16 protein-coding genes are annotated in these 16,613 nt (G+C 47.9%); 6 read left to right on the top strand and 10 right to left on the bottom strand.

The window, feature by feature from the left end:
• Nucleotides 1-13: 13 nt before the first annotated feature.
• Together DFP97_RS16935 and DFP97_RS16930 are read right to left on the bottom strand one after the other, a co-directional pair.
• A complete protein-coding gene (locus tag DFP97_RS16935) occupies nt 14-673 on the bottom strand; it encodes a class II aldolase/adducin family protein (protein ID WP_114381374.1) in 660 nt (219 codons plus the stop codon).
• Nucleotides 674-688: 15 nt separating this feature from the next.
• Nucleotides 689-2,479, bottom strand: a complete 1,791-nt coding sequence (locus DFP97_RS16930) for an L-fucose isomerase (RefSeq protein WP_114381373.1) — start codon at nt 2,477-2,479, stop codon at nt 689-691.
• 127 nt (nt 2,480-2,606) lie between these two features.
• Here DFP97_RS16930 and DFP97_RS16925 point away from each other — a divergent pair, with 127 nt between their 5' ends.
• Nucleotides 2,607-3,629: a LacI family DNA-binding transcriptional regulator gene (locus DFP97_RS16925; RefSeq protein WP_114381372.1), complete on the top strand. Its 1,023-nt coding sequence runs from the start codon at nt 2,607-2,609 to the stop codon at nt 3,627-3,629.
• 73 nt (nt 3,630-3,702) lie between these two features.
• On the opposite strand, the gene DFP97_RS16920 is transcribed toward DFP97_RS16925, so the two are convergent.
• The 3 genes from DFP97_RS16920 to DFP97_RS16910 form a co-directional block, all read right to left on the bottom strand.
• The gene (locus DFP97_RS16920) at nt 3,703-4,209 is read right to left on the bottom strand and encodes a hypothetical protein (protein WP_114381371.1); all 507 of its coding nucleotides are present in this window, start codon (nt 4,207-4,209) and stop codon (nt 3,703-3,705) included.
• A gap of 131 nt (nt 4,210-4,340) precedes the next feature.
• Entirely contained in the window at nt 4,341-5,432 is a 1,092-nt protein-coding gene (locus tag DFP97_RS16915; RefSeq protein ID WP_114381370.1) for a tetratricopeptide repeat-containing glycosyltransferase family 2 protein, read from the bottom strand.
• Nucleotides 5,433-5,805: 373 nt separating this feature from the next.
• Complete coding sequence (locus DFP97_RS16910; protein WP_245976324.1) at nt 5,806-6,681, bottom strand: AraC family transcriptional regulator; 876 nt, start codon at nt 6,679-6,681, stop codon at nt 5,806-5,808.
• Nucleotides 6,682-6,829: 148 nt separating this feature from the next.
• Between DFP97_RS16910 and melA the strand changes: the two genes are divergently transcribed.
• A complete protein-coding gene (melA, locus tag DFP97_RS16905; RefSeq protein ID WP_114381369.1) occupies nt 6,830-8,128 on the top strand; it encodes an alpha-glucosidase/alpha-galactosidase in 1,299 nt (432 codons plus the stop codon).
• 40 nt (nt 8,129-8,168) lie between these two features.
• Here the strand turns inward: melA and DFP97_RS16900 are convergent, their stop codons facing one another.
• From DFP97_RS16900 to DFP97_RS16890, 3 genes are all read right to left on the bottom strand, one after another.
• Nucleotides 8,169-8,447 (bottom strand): DUF6171 family protein, encoded by a 279-nt coding sequence (locus tag DFP97_RS16900; RefSeq protein ID WP_114381368.1) that lies wholly within the window; start codon nt 8,445-8,447, stop codon nt 8,169-8,171.
• Nucleotides 8,448-8,460: 13 nt separating this feature from the next.
• Nucleotides 8,461-9,951 carry an alpha-N-arabinofuranosidase gene (locus DFP97_RS16895; protein ID WP_114381367.1) on the bottom strand — a complete coding sequence of 497 codons (1,491 nt, stop codon included), beginning with the start codon at nt 9,949-9,951 and terminating at the stop codon, nt 8,461-8,463.
• Nucleotides 9,952-10,208: 257 nt separating this feature from the next.
• A complete protein-coding gene (locus DFP97_RS16890; protein WP_114381366.1) occupies nt 10,209-10,991 on the bottom strand; it encodes an alpha/beta hydrolase in 783 nt (260 codons plus the stop codon).
• Nucleotides 10,992-11,211: 220 nt separating this feature from the next.
• On the opposite strand from DFP97_RS16890, the gene DFP97_RS16885 reads away from it, so the two are divergent.
• Nucleotides 11,212-12,192 (top strand): aldo/keto reductase, encoded by a 981-nt coding sequence (locus DFP97_RS16885; RefSeq protein ID WP_114381365.1) that lies wholly within the window; start codon nt 11,212-11,214, stop codon nt 12,190-12,192.
• A gap of 166 nt (nt 12,193-12,358) precedes the next feature.
• Complete coding sequence (locus DFP97_RS16880; RefSeq protein ID WP_114381364.1) at nt 12,359-12,844, top strand: C40 family peptidase; 486 nt, start codon at nt 12,359-12,361, stop codon at nt 12,842-12,844.
• Between the two features lie 57 nt (nt 12,845-12,901).
• Here the strand turns inward: DFP97_RS16880 and DFP97_RS16875 are convergent, their stop codons facing one another.
• On the bottom strand, nt 12,902-13,780 hold the full coding sequence (locus tag DFP97_RS16875; protein WP_181873557.1) for a helix-turn-helix domain-containing protein: 879 nt from the start codon (nt 13,778-13,780) through the stop codon (nt 12,902-12,904).
• 193 nt (nt 13,781-13,973) lie between these two features.
• A complete protein-coding gene (locus DFP97_RS16870; protein WP_114381362.1) occupies nt 13,974-14,636 on the bottom strand; it encodes an ATP-dependent DNA ligase in 663 nt (220 codons plus the stop codon).
• Nucleotides 14,637-14,768: 132 nt separating this feature from the next.
• On the opposite strand from DFP97_RS16870, the gene DFP97_RS16865 reads away from it, so the two are divergent.
• Both DFP97_RS16865 and fabV read left to right on the top strand, forming a co-directional pair.
• Complete coding sequence (locus DFP97_RS16865) at nt 14,769-14,978, top strand: alpha/beta-type small acid-soluble spore protein (protein ID WP_114381361.1); 210 nt, start codon at nt 14,769-14,771, stop codon at nt 14,976-14,978.
• Between the two features lie 304 nt (nt 14,979-15,282).
• Nucleotides 15,283-16,473, top strand: coding sequence for an enoyl-ACP reductase FabV (gene fabV, locus DFP97_RS16860; protein ID WP_114381360.1), 1,191 nt, complete (start codon nt 15,283-15,285; stop codon nt 16,471-16,473).
• Nucleotides 16,474-16,613 lie beyond the last annotated feature (140 nt).

Here is a 16,613-nt window from a genome sequence, read left to right as displayed (position 1 = left end):
TAACGGCAGCACATTACTTCATCTTTTGCAGCAATTCAATGCGGTACGCTTCGCTCTCCAGCGAGGCGATTTCTTCAAACTCTTCCTTCGTCAGCACCTTCGGCTCGCGAATCGCTTTTGCTATCAAATAAATTTTTGTACTCTCCTCAACAACCTCTGTCCGGTAATAAGCCTCGCGTAAATTACGGCCGGACGTTACAAGACCATGGTTTCCGAGCAGCACGGAGCTTGCTTCGTTCACCTTTTCCACGTAAGCGTCAGCGAGCTTATCAGTCGTCGGCAATACGTAAGGCACGTAGACCGTTTTGCCGACTAGAGCTGCTTGGTCAGGGAACATGATAGGAAGCTCCGTCTCAACGAGCGTGAATGCGATGCAGTACGGCGGGTGCGTATGGACAATCGCTCCAATATCCGGGTTTGCCCGGTACGCATACAAATGCATAAGCACCTCGGAGGATGGACGCAAGCCGATGTCCGTTATTTCACCCGTTTCAATATCAACCTCTACCCATTGATGCGGTTCAATTTCGTCAAGCGCGAAGCCGCTTGGAGACAGGTACATTTTACCATCAAATCTAGCGCTTATGTTACCGCCCGGGCCAACGACCAATTTGTTCGTTACCGTCTTGCGGGCATATTTGCAAAGCTCATTGCGAATGTCCGTGCTGCTCATCGTAATACCTCCGGTTTATTTGTATATAGGTCCAAAATTTTGGCAAGCACGGTAATCGGCGCTCTCCGAATTAGCTGTGCCGAACAGTCCCCATGCCCGCGGGCGGAATACGCGTTTTTCAGGCACATTGTGCATATTAACTGGAATCCGCAGCATCGAAGCGAGCGTAATGAGGTCACCGCCAATATGTCCGTAGCTGATCGAGCCGTGATTCGCGCCCCAATTGTCCATCACTTCATAGACGGAGTGGAAAGCGCCCTCTCCTGTTAAAGTTGGAGCAAACCAAGTTGTCGGCCACGTTGAATCGGTACGTTTATCGAGTGTATCATGAACATCTGCCGGCAAATCAACCGAATAGCCTTCCGCAATTTGCAGGACTGGACCGATTCCCTTCACCAGATTAATGCGCGACATCGTCATCGGCATACCGCCGCGTGTCAAATAATCGGATGAGTAGCCGCCGCCGCGGAAGTATTCTACGGATGCCGGACGCCAAGAGGTTGCATCCAAGCACTTCTGCGCTTCCTCCTCCGTAATGTCCCAGAACGGCTTCATTGCAGGCTGGCCGTTAATAGACTGCTCGCCAGTACCGTCAAGCGTAGCCGGACCGGAGTTTATGAGATGAAGCAAGCCGTGCTGCGCCGCTCCGGTAAGCTTATGTCCGGTAACGCGTTCAACCGATTCAGGGCTCCAGTACGTACGGACATCGGCAAAAATTTGCGCCGTGTTCGTCAGCAAGTAACCGAACAGCATAACCGCCCCGTTCAAGCTGTCGTTTTCCGTAGCGACGATGTAAGGCGCGCGAATTCCGTTCCAATCGAACGATGAGTTCAGAATTGCTTCCATGAAGTCCCCGTTTGGAAAATGGTCCGTCCACTGCCGCTGGCCTTGGAAGCCGGAGACGATCGCGTTATGTCCGAGCGCTTCCTCCCCGAAGCCGAGCTCGGCCAGCTGAGGATTGCCGACCATAAGGTCGCGGGCGATTTGGGTCATTTTGATAACCGTTGCCCAATCCTTGTCCTTGTGTTCTCTTGTCGTTTGGATGTCGGCCGGATTGTTATCCGGTCCTTCGATACAGTTTTCCTTCACCCACGCAAGCGCTTTCTCAAATTCCGCGGTGTCATATATGTTTTCGTCCATACGGCGAACAAATTCTGTCATGTCGATATATTCGGTACGCATGCCCAGGTACTCTTGGAAGAACGCGTCGTTTACGATCGATCCGGCTATACCCATTGATACGGAGCCCATCGACAAATACGATTTACCGCGCATGTATGCGACCGCGAGTGCTGCCTTAGCAAATCCGAGCAGCTTGTCTTTCACATCGAATGGAATCGAAGTATCTCCTGCATCCTGCACATGCTCGCCGTAAATACCGAATGCCGGAAGGCCTTTTTGCGCGTATCCGGAAAGCACAGCCGCCAGATACACGGCACCTGGACGCTCGGTTCCGTTAAAGCCCCATACCGCTTTTGGAATAGAAGGATCCATATCCATCGTTTCCGTACCATAACACCAGCATGGCGTAACCGTTATCGATACCCCAACACCGGATTTGGCAAATTTATCGGCACAAGCAGCCGCTTCAGCCACTCCGCCGATGCAGCTGTCTGCAATAACGCATTCGACTGGCTCTCCATTCGGATAACGGAGATGTTCAGATAACAGCTTCGCCGTGGCGATAGCCATATTCATCGTTTGCTCCTCTAACGATTCGCGAACCCCTTTGCGTCTTCCGTCAATCGTCGGCCGGATACCAATCTTCGGAAAGCCTGTTTGGAAACGAGTGCTTACGTCCGTCATGAATATTACCTCCAATAAGTTATAATAATGTTACCGATAACCTCAAAATAACAATAATAAAGGTTGCTGTCAATGGCTACTTTTTTGTATGATATAAACTATGATTTATCGATAAGGAGACTTACGCATGGTGACCATATATGACATAGCGGCCAAAGCAAGCGTATCCGCAATGACCGTCTCCAGAGTTATCAATAACACTGGCAAAATAAGCGAGCAAACAAGGGCGAAGGTAAAGCGCGTCATGGAGGAGCTGAACTACGTGCCGAACCAAACGGCCCGCAGTCTCGTCCTACAGCAGACCAAGCTGTTGTTTCTGCTTATTACCGATATTATGAACCCCTTCTATACGACTCTTGCGCGAGGCGCGGAGGATGCAGCCAAGAAATCCGGCTACCAGCTGCTATTCGGCAACAGCGATGAAAGCCTCGAGAAGGAATCGGATTACGTGACGACGATATTGAGTGCGCGCGTTGACGGCGTTCTGGTTGCACCGGCCGGCGATCCGTCATTCCCGCACATGGAATCGCTGCGCAAGCACAACGTTCCATTCGTACTGCTTGACCGTGAAGTGCCCGGCATCGAATGCGACATCGTGCTCGGGGACAGCAGGGAAGGCGCCAGGATGCTCGTCGAGCACCTTGTGTCTCAAGGCCATCGCCGCATTGCGATGGTGAACGGCTCTTCTTCAATTTCCAGCGCCCGGTTGAGGCTGCAGGGATATCTGGATGGGCATAAGCTCAATGATTTATTGTTTGACGAGCGTTATTTGTACGAGACAAGCTTCGGACCTATGAACGATTTGACGGAAATGGAACAGTGGATTGAGCAAATGGATCCGCTTCCTACCGCCATCGTTGCGGGAAATAACGTGCTCGCCGTTGAAGTGATGAGGCTGCTTCGCGGACGCGGAATAAACGTACCCGATGATATGTCTATCGTATGTTTTGACGATTTGGGGCCTTACTCGGAAATCGAGCCGTTTCTTACCGTTGCTGCTCAACAGGCTTACCAGTTCGGCTATATGGGCATGCAGATGCTCATCGAGCGGATTCAGGAACGCAAAACCGCGCTGCCGTGGAAAAAAATCGTTTTGCCCGCTGACTTAATCATCCGCAGGTCGGTGAAGGAGATAACTCAGCAGCACTAAATGATCTTGCTTTCTGCTCCTAACAAAAAAGTGCCTGGAGGCTCCAGGCACTATTTATCTGAACAAAATCTCTCTAAGTTATTCTAGCTCCTTCAAAACGGGTAGCTACTCCGCTTTGAATTTCAGCGTTTTCCCCAATAAACGTGGCAAACACCTCTACTCTGTCGCGAGCTTCTAATTGTACGATACCAGAGGCATCAATAATGCCTCTTTGAGGACCGAATAATGCTCTAATTTCTTGGTCTGAAATTTTCGGGGCACCATTTACTCTTATCTCTAAACCTATGATAACTTCTGGACGAGTAATGATTTCAAAAAAAACACTTGCAAAAAGGGAGTATACACCATCATGTTTTGGACGAAATGTCGATGTAGCCGGATTGTACTCATTATTGAGATCCAATTCTTGAACTTGATAGCGAACTTTGGCAGTCTCATCATCAAGAAGTGTTTGATCGGTACCAGAGACTGCTCTAAACGCGGATTTTTTGAACGGCTTGCATACACGCTTCTTGCAGACACGTTTCTTGCATACACGCTTCTTGGTCCCGCTTACCTCCCCTAATCTTTTAATGGCCATCCATTTTCCCCCTTCATCCTAGTTCTTTTGCAATTGCTATAGACCGGTTTACTAGTTATAGCAATTCCTTATTAATATATGGATGGATTATTCTAATAGATACGGTACCTGCCCGGACAAGCTTAAAAAGGCTATGCATCCTCACTCCTTCTTTTCCTTAATGCTGCTTCCAGCAATTTTTTGTTGTTTAATACGTTCGGATCATTTGGCGCATACGAAAGAGCAATTTCATTATGCTCATAGGCTTGCTCTAACTGCCCGAGCTTGCCGTAACATGCAACAAGCTGAAGGTGGGGAAACCATGTCCAGGCCATGGTATTCATGCCAAACAAACGCTTTTTGGGCTTTTCCAGCTTGAGTGCCAACTGATACCAGCAAACGGCTTTTTCAAAATCGCTGTTCTCCTGAAAATAGTAAGCGATCCGGCATACATAATCAGCGCGCGGGATATCGTAGTTGAACGTCTTTAATAGAGATTGCAGCTCTTGCTCTTTATTGCCAAGCTCGTGATTACAGTGCGCCATTCGATCACAAGATTGCAATTTATCTTCAAAATAGCTTGTTGGATCAGAAATAATCGTTTGATAGATCCCGATTGCCTTTTCGTAGTAGCCATTGGCGGTTAACTCCATCGCATATTGCAATAATTGCCGGCTCGAGAGAATTCCCCCCTGCGCAAGCAATCCCTCATAAATACTTAAATTACGTTCTGTGTTGGTATGCACCCGGCCATGACTCACTGCAATATCAGCAAAGATTATACGTCCTTCGACCTCTAATTGCTCATGCACCGGATCATGCCATTGAAATTGCCTGGAACGCTTTACCAGTCTGTTTCTTTTTATAACAGCCGTTGGCTGTCCTAGGGGATCGAACGCTACGTAGTAATCCATACATACGGAGTCCACATTCGGATCTAACGTTTGTTTGAGCGCTTTGAACTTTTCCTGGTCGCTTTCCTGCAGCCAATCGTCCGCATCCAGCCATAAAATATAATCCCCAGCAGCATGACGGAAAGAGTAGTTCCTTGCAGCGGAAAAATCATCGATCCAATCAAAATGAAAAATGTGCGTCGTATAGTTGGCTGCAATTTCTTTCGTACGGTCCGTTGATCCTGTATCTACAATGATGATTTCATCTACAAGATCTTTAACGGTATCTAAGCATCTGCTCAGAACCTGCTCCTCGTTTTTTACAATCATGCATAAACTAATCGTAATCACGGCTCTCACACCTCCATAACATGTCCTTAGACAGTATATGGAACCGTAAATTGCAGTGTTTGGACAAAAGAAAAAAGTTATGCGGTCAAAAACCGTATAACTTTTAATTATTTATTACAAGACTTATCCAGTTCGTCCCATCTAATAGGAATTCGCGCTTTCCTCCAGAGTACGAATCGTCACGATGTTTCAAATCAAAGCTAGTCCATTGACTGCCAACACGTATCGCCACACCGCGCGGTCAGTCACAAGCGGACATTGAATCCGTTATTTGCGGCAAAAAAGGTATTTTAAGCGCCTTTTAAGAGGTATAGAAGATCCTATGTCCGCATCCAGCTAGCTGAATACTAATCTACGATTCCACAATCCACAATTAATTCAACGGACTGCATAAGTCATGTTTATTAATCAAAACCCGCCGAAACTCCGTGGGAGTTTGTCCGCTCCATTTGTGAAACTGCTTGGTGAAAAACAGCGGGTCATTATAGCCGACGGAAGCTGCGATCTGCGCGATCGTGAGATCTCCCTCAAGCAGCTCCTCCGCCTTCTTCATCCTCACCTTAAATAAATACTGCATAGGCGACAGGCCGGTCGCCTCCTTGAACAGCCTAGTTAAATGAGCACGATGATAGCCAAGCGTTCGCGCTATTTCTTCAATCGAAAGCGACTGTCCGTAATGCAAGGAAAGCAAGCGGATAGCTTGATCAATTTGCCGGAAGGAGCGGGACGTCGGAGCGAACTGTCTCCCTTCGGTTTGATGCAGCCTCCCGAGCTCATACATAATAAGCCGCAGCCACCCCGATGCCTCCATATTTCCTAGTTCCGGATAATCGGTCCGTTCCACGCTTTTGCGCAATCTGCGGAACATCCGCTTCATTGCGGGCAGCGAACAACCTCGAATGACCGCCCGATCCGGCGTGATGCCGATAGTGGATAATGATGCCTCTACGATATCACCCGAAAAAGCTACCCACATGTATTGCCAGGGATTGCTCATGCTTGCTTCATATTTAACAAGAATATCCGGAAAAATGACAAACGCGTCACCGGCTTTGCAAGGATACGTCTCTCCTAATGTTTCAAATATGCCCTCGCCGTCCAGCACAATATGGATTAAATAATAGTTGTGAACAGCCGGTCCGATGAAATGTCCTTCAACCGGTTCTCCTTTACCGCTAAATAAAACCGACATTTCTCCCTTTAAAGGGGCGGTATTTATGCTTATTGAAATGCGATGATGCGTTTCCACCGCTGAACCTCCTTTAATTCTGCTCCTGTTATCATACTAAATGATGCAACATTTCTCCATATATAACTTCGTTCCTTCCATATTCATTTTCACCTGGTCTCCTTATACTGAAGGAGTCAGCAATAATCCTTTAGGAGGCCATCATCCCATGTCCAAAATTACATTTATCGGAGCCGGCAGCACCGTATTTGCCAAAAATATTCTTGGCGACGTCATGCAGACGCCTGCTCTGCAAGGCTTTGAAATCGCTTTATTCGATATTGATGTGGAGCGTCTGAACGATTCCGAGCAAATGCTGCTCAACCTGAAGCAAACGAGTGCCAGTACCTGCCAAATTAAAGCATACTCAGACCGCAAGGAAGCGCTGCGCGGAGCTAAATACATTGTTAACGCGATTCAAGTCGGCGGCTACGATCCATGCACCATTACCGATTTTGAAATTCCAAAAAAATACGGCTTACGCCAAACCATTGCCGATACGGTCGGCATTGGCGGTATTTTCCGGAACCTGCGCACAATACCGGTTATGCTCGATTTTGCCCGTGATATCAACGAGGTATGCCCGGACGCTTTGTTCCTGAACTACACGAATCCAATGGCTGTTCTGACCAACGTTATGAATACGTACGGTGGCGTCAAAACCGTAGGCCTGTGTCATAGCGTGCAAGTTTGCGTGCCGCATCTGTTCGAGCATTTAAACATCGATCCGACGGGCGTCAAATACAAAATTGCAGGCATCAACCATATGGCATGGCTTCTCGAGGCAAGTAAGGACGGTGTCGATCTCTATCCGGAAATCAAGCGCCGTGCGGCGGAGAAGCAATTGGAAAAGCACCACGATATGGTTCGGTACGAGCTGATGCTTAAGTTCGGCTACTATATTACGGAATCGTCCGAGCATAACGCCGAATACCATCCGTATTTCATCAAGCGCAATTATCCGGAGCTTATCGAACGCTTTAACATCCCACTCGATGAATATCCGCGCCGCTGCGTCAACCAAATCGAAGGCTGGAAGTCGATGCGCGAATCGCTCGTCAACGACCGTAATTTGGAGCACCGCCGCAGCCATGAATACGCATCCTATATTTTCGAAGCGATCGAAACGAATAAGCCGTTCAAAATTGGCGGTAACGTCATGAACACCGGTCTTATTACGAACCTGCCGAAGGAAGCCTGCGTCGAGGTTCCTTGTCTTGTCGATGCGAATGGCGTTACGCCAACTTATGTAGGCGACTTGCCGCCGCAGCTTGCCGCATTGAACCGCACGAACATTAACACGCAATTGCTGACGATTGAAGCGGCGATTACCGGCAAGCGCGACCATATTTACCACGCGGCTCTCCTCGATCCGCATACGTCCGCCGAGCTTTCGATGGACGACATCGTGTCGCTTTGCGATGATTTGATTGAAGCGCATGGCAGCTGGCTGCCGAGCTACAAATAAAAAACTAAAAAAGCGGCAGTCCAGGGACTGCCGCTTTTTATTATGATTTTGCGTACTTCGCCCAGCGGCTATCGCCGGGATTCGGACATGCTCGATCTTTGTATTTGGCGGCAATTCGTACGAAGCAGCCGCAGACGACGCATGTTGTACCATATTGAAACTTCGGGCAGCTGCTGCACTGCTCCAATCGCAGCTCGTACACCTCATCGGGCACACAGAGGTCGGACTGAAACATCGGCGCCGCCAGAATGCGATCGATTTGATCATCCGTTACACGGTACCCGTCGCGGCAGCCCTTGCATTGGCTGTTGCTGCTCATACCTTTGGCTCCCTTATTCCGCAATCAACTCAAGCACGGTAACCGACATTGGCGATAGCTTCGCGCTAATTGTAGTACCGTTAACGGAGAAAGCTTGGTAAGCGGTTGGCGCTACGGCATCAGGCTGTTCGAACGTGTTGTGGGCATCCTTAATCGATGCGGTAAGCTCCGTTCCCGACACAGTCAGATTCAGACCCGTTAGGCCGCGAAGATCGATTTCGACGTCTGCGCCGGACTGGTTGTCCAAATTGCACAAGCTGACGTGGATTCTACCTTCCGAATCCTTCGAAGCGGATACGGAAACTTGCGGAATCTTTTGATCCTTGTGCGCATATTCCGCGCTGTCGATCGACGTGGTGAGCAGCGTTGCGTCCTGATGCACCTTATACATATCAAATACATGATAAGTTGGCGTCAGCACCATTTTCTCGCCTTCCGTCAAGATGACCGATTGCAGTACGTTAATGACCTGTGCAATATTTGCCATTTGTACCCGGTCGCAGTGATCGTGGAAAATGTTTAGCGTAACGCCCGCGACTAATGCATCGCGAATCGTGTTCTGCTGGTAGAGGAAGCCTGGATTCGTGCCTGGCTCCACATCGAACCAAGTGCCCCACTCGTCAACGATTAGGCCGATTCGTTTGTTCGGATCGTAACGGTCCATAATCGTGGAATGGCGCGTAATGAGCTCATCCATCCAGAGCGCTTTCTTGACCGTGCTGTACCACTCGTCTTCTGTAAAACCGGTTGCCGCGCCTTTGGCCGTCCATTCGCCTGGAACCGTATAGTAGTGTAGCGAAATCGAATCCATCATCCAGTGCGCCTCGCGCATAACGACGTCCATCCAGCGGTAATCGTCATTGTTCGGACCGCATGCTATTTTATGAATTTTATTCTCGCCGTAATTGCGTACATAAGTCTGATATCTTCTATACAGGTCAGCATAGTATTCAGGACGCATGTTACCGCCGCAACCCCAGTTCTCGTTGCCAACGCCAAAATATTTGACCTTCCAAGGCTTCTCTCTGCCGTTCTCTTGACGTAATTCCGCCATTGGCGATACGCCGTCGAAGGTCATATATTCAACCCATTCGGACATTTCCTGAACGGTGCCGCTACCGACATTGCCGGAAATGTAAGGCTCGCACTCCAGCATTTCGCACAGCATCAAAAATTCATGCGTTCCGAAATGGTTATTCTCGACTACGCCGCCCCAATGTGTATTGATCATGCGTTTGCGTGCTTCGCGCGGTCCAATGCCGTCCTTCCAGTGATACTCATCGGCGAAGCAGCCGCCCGGCCAACGGAGTACTGGAATTTTAATATTTTTGAGCGCCGCTACAACGTCATTACGGATCCCGTTCGTGTTCGGAATCGGCGAATCCTCGCCAACCCAGATTCCTTCATAAATACACCGGCCCAAATGCTCGGAGAAATGACCATAAATGTTACGGTTGATTGTACCTGCCGCTAAATCGGCATTAATCGTCACGCGGTTTGCCATAATAAAATCGCCCTCGCTTCATTAATATTAATGATTAGTCCGTTAAGAAACTTATTGGATTAATATATATATTTATTCTTTAATATAAACATTAATCCTAAACAAATCATAATGGCAGCGGCTTCATTTTGCAACCCTTAAATGCGCTTTCACAATCAAATTTTCTTGTTACTTGCGGACGGACGTAAGCAAAATTAAAAAAAGCTGGCGCGGTATAAATACCGACGTCAGCTATATGCCTAATATGTTTAAGTATGTTACACAAGCGGCAGCCACCGTAAAAAATGCTGTATATGCGTGTCCCAATAGCCCCACTCATGACTGCCCGGCCCTTCCTCGAAGGTAAGCGGATATCCTGCCTTCCGGCAAGCGTCACGAAACGATATGTTATCCTCATATAGAAAATCTTCCGTGCCGCAGCATTGATAGAGCGCCGGCTTCGGCGTATCAAACATAGCTTGCTGCGCGCAAACATGTAGCAAATCATCGTCTGTGCCCGTAATATCTTTTTCTCCATATATAAGTCTGAAATACGGTTTCATATAAGGCATCGGCGGATTCTTGATATGTTGGGCCATATCGAGCGCCCCGGACAAACTGCCTGCCGCCGCAAATCGGTCAGGGTGCCGCAGCGCCCATTTGAATGCGCCATAGCCGCCCATCGAGAGCCCTGCGACAAAATTGTCCTCCCGCGCATCGGATAACGGAAAAAACGAACGTGCGACCGCCGGCAGCTCCTCTGTCAGAAACGTCCAATACTTATTGCCGTACTCCATATCCGTATAGAAGCTTTGATGTACATTAGGCATGACAACCGCCAGCCCAAGCTCTGCAACGTAGCGTTCAATAGATGTTCTTCTCATCCAAATCGTATCGTCGTCCGATAAACCATGCAGCAAATAGAGCGTCGGATGCAGCTTTCGGCTGCTGCTGAAGTTGTTCAAACCGATTTGTGTCATCGTCTGCTGCGGCAAAATAACCGTCATTGAGGTGCTCAAGCCTAACGTTTCCGAGAAAAAGTTGCATGTGATTAAAGCCAATTCGTATTCCTCCCTGCCAGCTTAAGATATCTATAATCCTCTGTAATTTAACATCAAAATAAAGCGTTTGCAATCGAATGGGCGGATTATGCTCTTAAGTTGTCTGTCTGCGCTGCAAGGGTAGTTAGTGAACTTTTTTTCAGTGCTTATGTGAATCATGATAGAAAGGTATAATAGAAACCGATTGGAGATTGAATCATATTATGGAGGTTGATGGAAAATGAAAATCATGCCACTAGAGCATCGCGGAATATCGGACAGCCGACTTGCGCTTGGCTGCATGGGGCTCGGCGGAAGCTGGAACCGTGCGGACGACTATACGGCAGAACATGTCCGTCAAGCAGAGGAAGCAGTTGAAGCGGCTTTATCGATTGGCATTACGATGTACGATCACGCAGACATTTATACAGTAGGCAAAGCTGAAGCTGTTTTTGGCCAAGTGCTTAAAAACCAGCCGAAGCTTCGTGAACAAATCGTCATCCAATCCAAAGTCGGCATTCAACTCTCTGATGGCACGCTGCCTGCCCGTTTCAATTTTTCTAAGAAGCATATCCTGCCTTCGGTGGATGGCATTCTAGAGCGTCTTGGCACTGAATATTTGGACATTCTGCTGCTGCACCGCCCGGATCCGTTAATGGAGCCGGACGAAATTGCCGAAGCGTTCACCAAGCTGAAGCTGTCTGGTAAAGTACGCAATTTTGGCGTTTCGAATATGAGCCCGGGGCAAATTCGCTTCCTGCAGCGTTCGCTGCCTGATCCTATCGTCGTTAATCAGCTGGAGATGAGCCTGCTTCGTCATGACTGGGTCGATCAGGGTATTCACGTCAATCAGAAGGCTGGCTTAAAGGATAACTTTCCTGAGGGACTTATGGAATTTATGCAAATGGAAAACATTCAAATTCAAGCATGGGGACCGCTTGCGCAAGGCAGATTTTCAGGTAGACCAGCCGAGAAAGCATCCGAGGCTGAAATTAACACAGCAGCGCTCGTTAATCAGATTGCCAATGAGAATGAAACGACACCGGAGGCTATCGTTCTCGCGTGGCTGATGAAGCATCCTGCACGCATTCAACCCGTTATCGGTACGGTTAACCCGGCGCGCATTATTGCTTGTCAGGATGCCGTTCGCCAATCGGAGCTTATGACCAGAGAGCAATGGTATACGCTTCTCGTAAGCGCCAGAGGCGCAAACATGCCATAAACCGCAAATCAAGCCTTAACAAATTAATAATTTTTCATTTATTTCTCATAATTGCTAATTTCCCTTGTTATGCCTAACCATTCGTTCTCATACGCGAAAAACGTCGTTTTCTGGATATGTTATAGTCATATACATAAAACGAAACGCGGAGGGACACCCTGACAGCATGAGAAAAATGAACCTTTTGAAATCGATTGCAAAAGCAGGCATTTGTAGCGCGATCGTATTGTCGGCATTCACTTTTGGCTCTAGTGCGCAGCAGGCGCATGCAGCAACACCTGAAACGATTAATCTCATTTCCACTGGAAAAGTTTACTTAGGGACACCTTATAAATTCGGTGCACCGGCAGGCGTTACATACGCTTTCGATTGTTCGTCGTTCACACAGTTTTTGTTTCAAGGGTTTGACGTTGCTCTTCCACGCACTTCCGTTGCGCAAGCTACGGTCGGCGAAAAGGTTGCAAAAGGCTCTTTAAGCATGGGCGACCTCGTCTTCTTCAATACGAACGGCAAATCGATCAGTCATGTAGCCGTGTACGCAGGGAATAACAAAATCATTCACAGCTCCAGCAGCAAAGGTGTCGCCGTTTCAAACATGGATTCCGGCTACTGGGCAAAAAGATATGTAACGGCAAGGCGTGTAATCAACTAAAAGTCATATTCATTAAAAAGGAGCCACTATCGCAGCCTGCGGTATGTCGCTCCTTTTTTAATATAACCCGACATGCCGCTGGCGGTATTTAAGTGGCGTTGTTCCGACTACCTTCTTAAACATATGGATGAAATAAGAAACATTCGGGTAGCCCACTTCAATGCCGACATGCTCGATGGATTGGACTGTTGATTGAAGAAGCCTGCACGCTTGCTTGATTCTTCTTGCCGTCAAGTAATCGGTAATATGGCTTCCCGTCTCCTCGTGAAATACCCGGGAAACATAAAATTTAGACAAATGAAGTCGCTCTGCGAGCAGGTCTAGACTGACCTCCTCCGCATAATGTGCTTCGATCCATTGCATAATTTGCTCGGAATAGCGCAGCGGTCTCAACTCAGAAACCGTCACTACGCCAGATTGCTCACCCTCTCGCGCCGCATGGATACAACCCATTAACTGCAGCAGCAGCATCGCAACCTCCTCCTGATCCTGCCCCCTGTCTTGCTTTACCATATTATCGTAAGAAGCGTAAAAGGATTCCAGCCGTTCAACCTCATCCGCTAAATCAAATGCGGGGCCAATTGACGTTCCCTGCCAAAGCTTCATAAATAAGCCATGACGGAGCGGAAATGGCGATAAGCTGTCTGCAAATACGGAAGGATCAAAAAAAGCAATGGAGCGTTTATAAGGCTTTTCCAGGCTAACATTTGCGAACACCTTGTGCAATTGGAAGGGTTGAAACATAAATATCATTCCGCGCCGCATTTCATACGTATGTTGGTTTACGATGACAGTGCCTTCCCCTTCATGGACGAACAGCATTTCCATGCATTGATGCCAATGATAGTACCCCGGGAACGCGGTATCTGTCTTTACGCCATGCGTCCAAATGAATGTATCGTTTTCGAATTTAACCGGATCGAACAAAAAATTCATGATGCCTCCCACAATGACAAGATCACAACATTTTCTCATATCGTATCACAAGCGTAAACGGCTGTCGCCGTCCTTTGGAAGCGCAGCTTACGTTTCGCGGTGAAATATAAGCTTTTTATAAGCGTTAAACTTATAAATTCTTATATTTTAAAAAGGATGATACCAGCGAGTGCCGGCATCATCCTTTTTTGCATCAGACAGGTTGAGTCACTGTGCGTTCAGCCGCCTTTACTCCTTTGCGAACGGGTGACATACGCAAATCAGCGTATTCCGCGTTAACAACCTTCAGCCAGCTATCCGAACGTCCTTCGAAATACAGGCTGTCCTTCCGCTTGCACGCAATTCCCTCCAGCTCCGAGCGTTTGACGAGATCGAATAATACCGTGCCTTCTCCCTCGACAAATAACATCTTCTTGTAATATGCATTATCCTCCAAAATATCGTTCAGCAGCTTTTTTCGCTCAAGCAGCGGCTGCTGCCTGACGTCTGCTCCATTATAATGAAGAATATCAAACACGAAATATATAACCGGATACAACGCTTTGCCATCACGGATACGCGCATCCTTTTTCATTTTATACCGCTCCAGCAGCGTATCGAATTCAATAGCTCCCGTATCAGGATTGACGTAAGCAACCTCGCCGTCCAACACAATATCAGCCGGTTCTTTTAAGGGAACATTATGTAATTCGGGATATTGTCTCGTAACGTCATAGAAGTGCCTTGTATACAATTTTGTCTTGTTCGCAACAAAAGAAAGCTGCAGACGATGCCCGTCAATGATCGGTTCAAAAAGATACCGTTCATCATCAAAAGGCTTCTCGCGCTCCGTCATGAGCATAGGTTTCATAAACATAACGCCGCCCCCTCCCGTGTAACCATTTTAACACGGACTTAGTCAAAAATTCGGCGGTAAATTTAGGTGAAATTAGCGAATAATCCTTTTTGCGAAGAAGCATAATAGGTTCAAGAAGGAGGCTGAGAATAGATGGCAAACAGAACAAACCAACTTGTTGTACCACAAGCACGCACAGCAATGGAGCAGCTAAAATACGAAGTTGCTCAAGAGCTTGGCATTCAACTCCCTGCAGATGGATATTACGGCAATATGACAACACGAGATATGGGATCTATAGGCGGTTTCATCACTCGCCGACTCATTCAAATTGCCGAACAACAGCTCGCAGGCCGTTTTTAACGATTACACTAGCGTAAACGGCTTCGCCGTCTTTGAAGGCGGAGCTTACGTTTCGCGGTGAAATATAAGCTTATTTATAAGTTTGAAACTTATAAATTCTTATATTTTAAATAAGCGCTGAGACAACAGTCATACTGTCTCAGCGCTTATTTGTTTTGACAGGAATGAGCGATTTTCGTAAAAAATAACGGTACCGCAAACGTGGAACTTCCCTTTAGCGTCAAAAATCGTTAAAATGGGATAGAGTTGTCCCGCTTACATAACGGATAAAAGCGAATTCCATTAAAGAAAGGAATATTCTAATATGATTATTCAACCTAAAACACGCGGCTTTATTTGTACAACGGCACATCCTGAAGGCTGCGCACAGCAGGTTCAGCGTCAAATCGATTACGTACAGACGCAACCGGCAATCGAAGGGCCGCGCAACGTACTTGTTATCGGAGCTTCTACAGGCTACGGGCTTGCTTCCCGCATCGTATCCTCGTTCGCCGCTGGTGCGAATACGATCGGCGTTTATTTTGACAAAGCGGCTGAAGGCGCGCGTACGGCATCGGCCGGCTGGTATAATTCGGCAGCATTCGAAGAGGCTGCTGCTGCTGCCGGCCGTAAATCATACAGCATCGTCGGCGACGCATTCTCTGACGAAATCAAAGCAAAAACGATCGACCTCATCCGCACCGAGCTTGGAAAGATCGATCTTGTCGTTTATAGCGTAGCTTCCCCGCGCCGTACACATCCGAAAACAGGCGAAACGTTCTCCTCGGTCATTAAACCGCTTGGCGGCACGTATTCGAACAAAACGGTTAACTTCCATAGCGGAGAAGTGACTCAAGCGACGATCGAGCCTGCAACGGAAGACGAGCTTCGTCAGACAATCGCTGTAATGGGCGGCGAAGACTGGCAAATGTGGATCGATGAGCTGCAGCAAGCGGGCGTACTGGCTGATGGCGCAACCACTGTTGCTTATTCTTATATCGGACCTGAAATTACGCATGCTGTATATCGCGAAGGTACTATCGGCGCTGCGAAAAATGATCTCGAAGCGACAGCGCAGCGTTTAAACAAGCAGCTGGGCGAGAGCGGCGGCCGCGCGTTCGTATCGGTCAACAAAGCGCTCGTTACGCAATCGAGCTCGGCTATTCCTGTCGTACCGCTTTACATCTCCGCCTTATACAAGGTAATGAAGGAAAAAGGCATTCACGAGGGCTGCATCGAGCAAATGTACCGCCTATTCTCGGAGCGCTTGTACGGCGAAGGCGAAACGCCTGTTGACGAGAAGGGTCTTATCCGCGTCGATGATTGGGAGATGAGACCTGAAATTCAAGCGGAGGTTGCTAAGTTGTGGGCTGATCTGACTACCGAGAACGTGTATGACCTTTCCGATCTGGAAGGCTACCGCCGCGAGTTCTTCCAACTGTTCGGCTTCGAAACCGACGGCATCGATTACGAGGCTGACGTGAATCCGGAAGTTAACATCCCTAATTTGCGCTAACAAGCCTTCAGACACTTAAATCGGGTTTTGAGGATTGCTTCAAAAAAAAAGGCCATTTAGATCGATAATATCGAACTAAATGGCCTTTTTGCTGTTCCTAGAGCTGATTAGTTCAACAAAATTCATAAAATCGCCTCTTT

The sequence above is a fragment of the Paenibacillus prosopidis genome, assembly GCF_003337375.1.
Classification (GTDB): Bacteria; Bacillota; Bacilli; order Paenibacillales; family Paenibacillaceae; genus Pristimantibacillus; species Pristimantibacillus prosopidis.
Note: the sequence above shows the minus strand (reverse complement) of the source record. Positions and strands in the feature narration are given on the sequence as shown.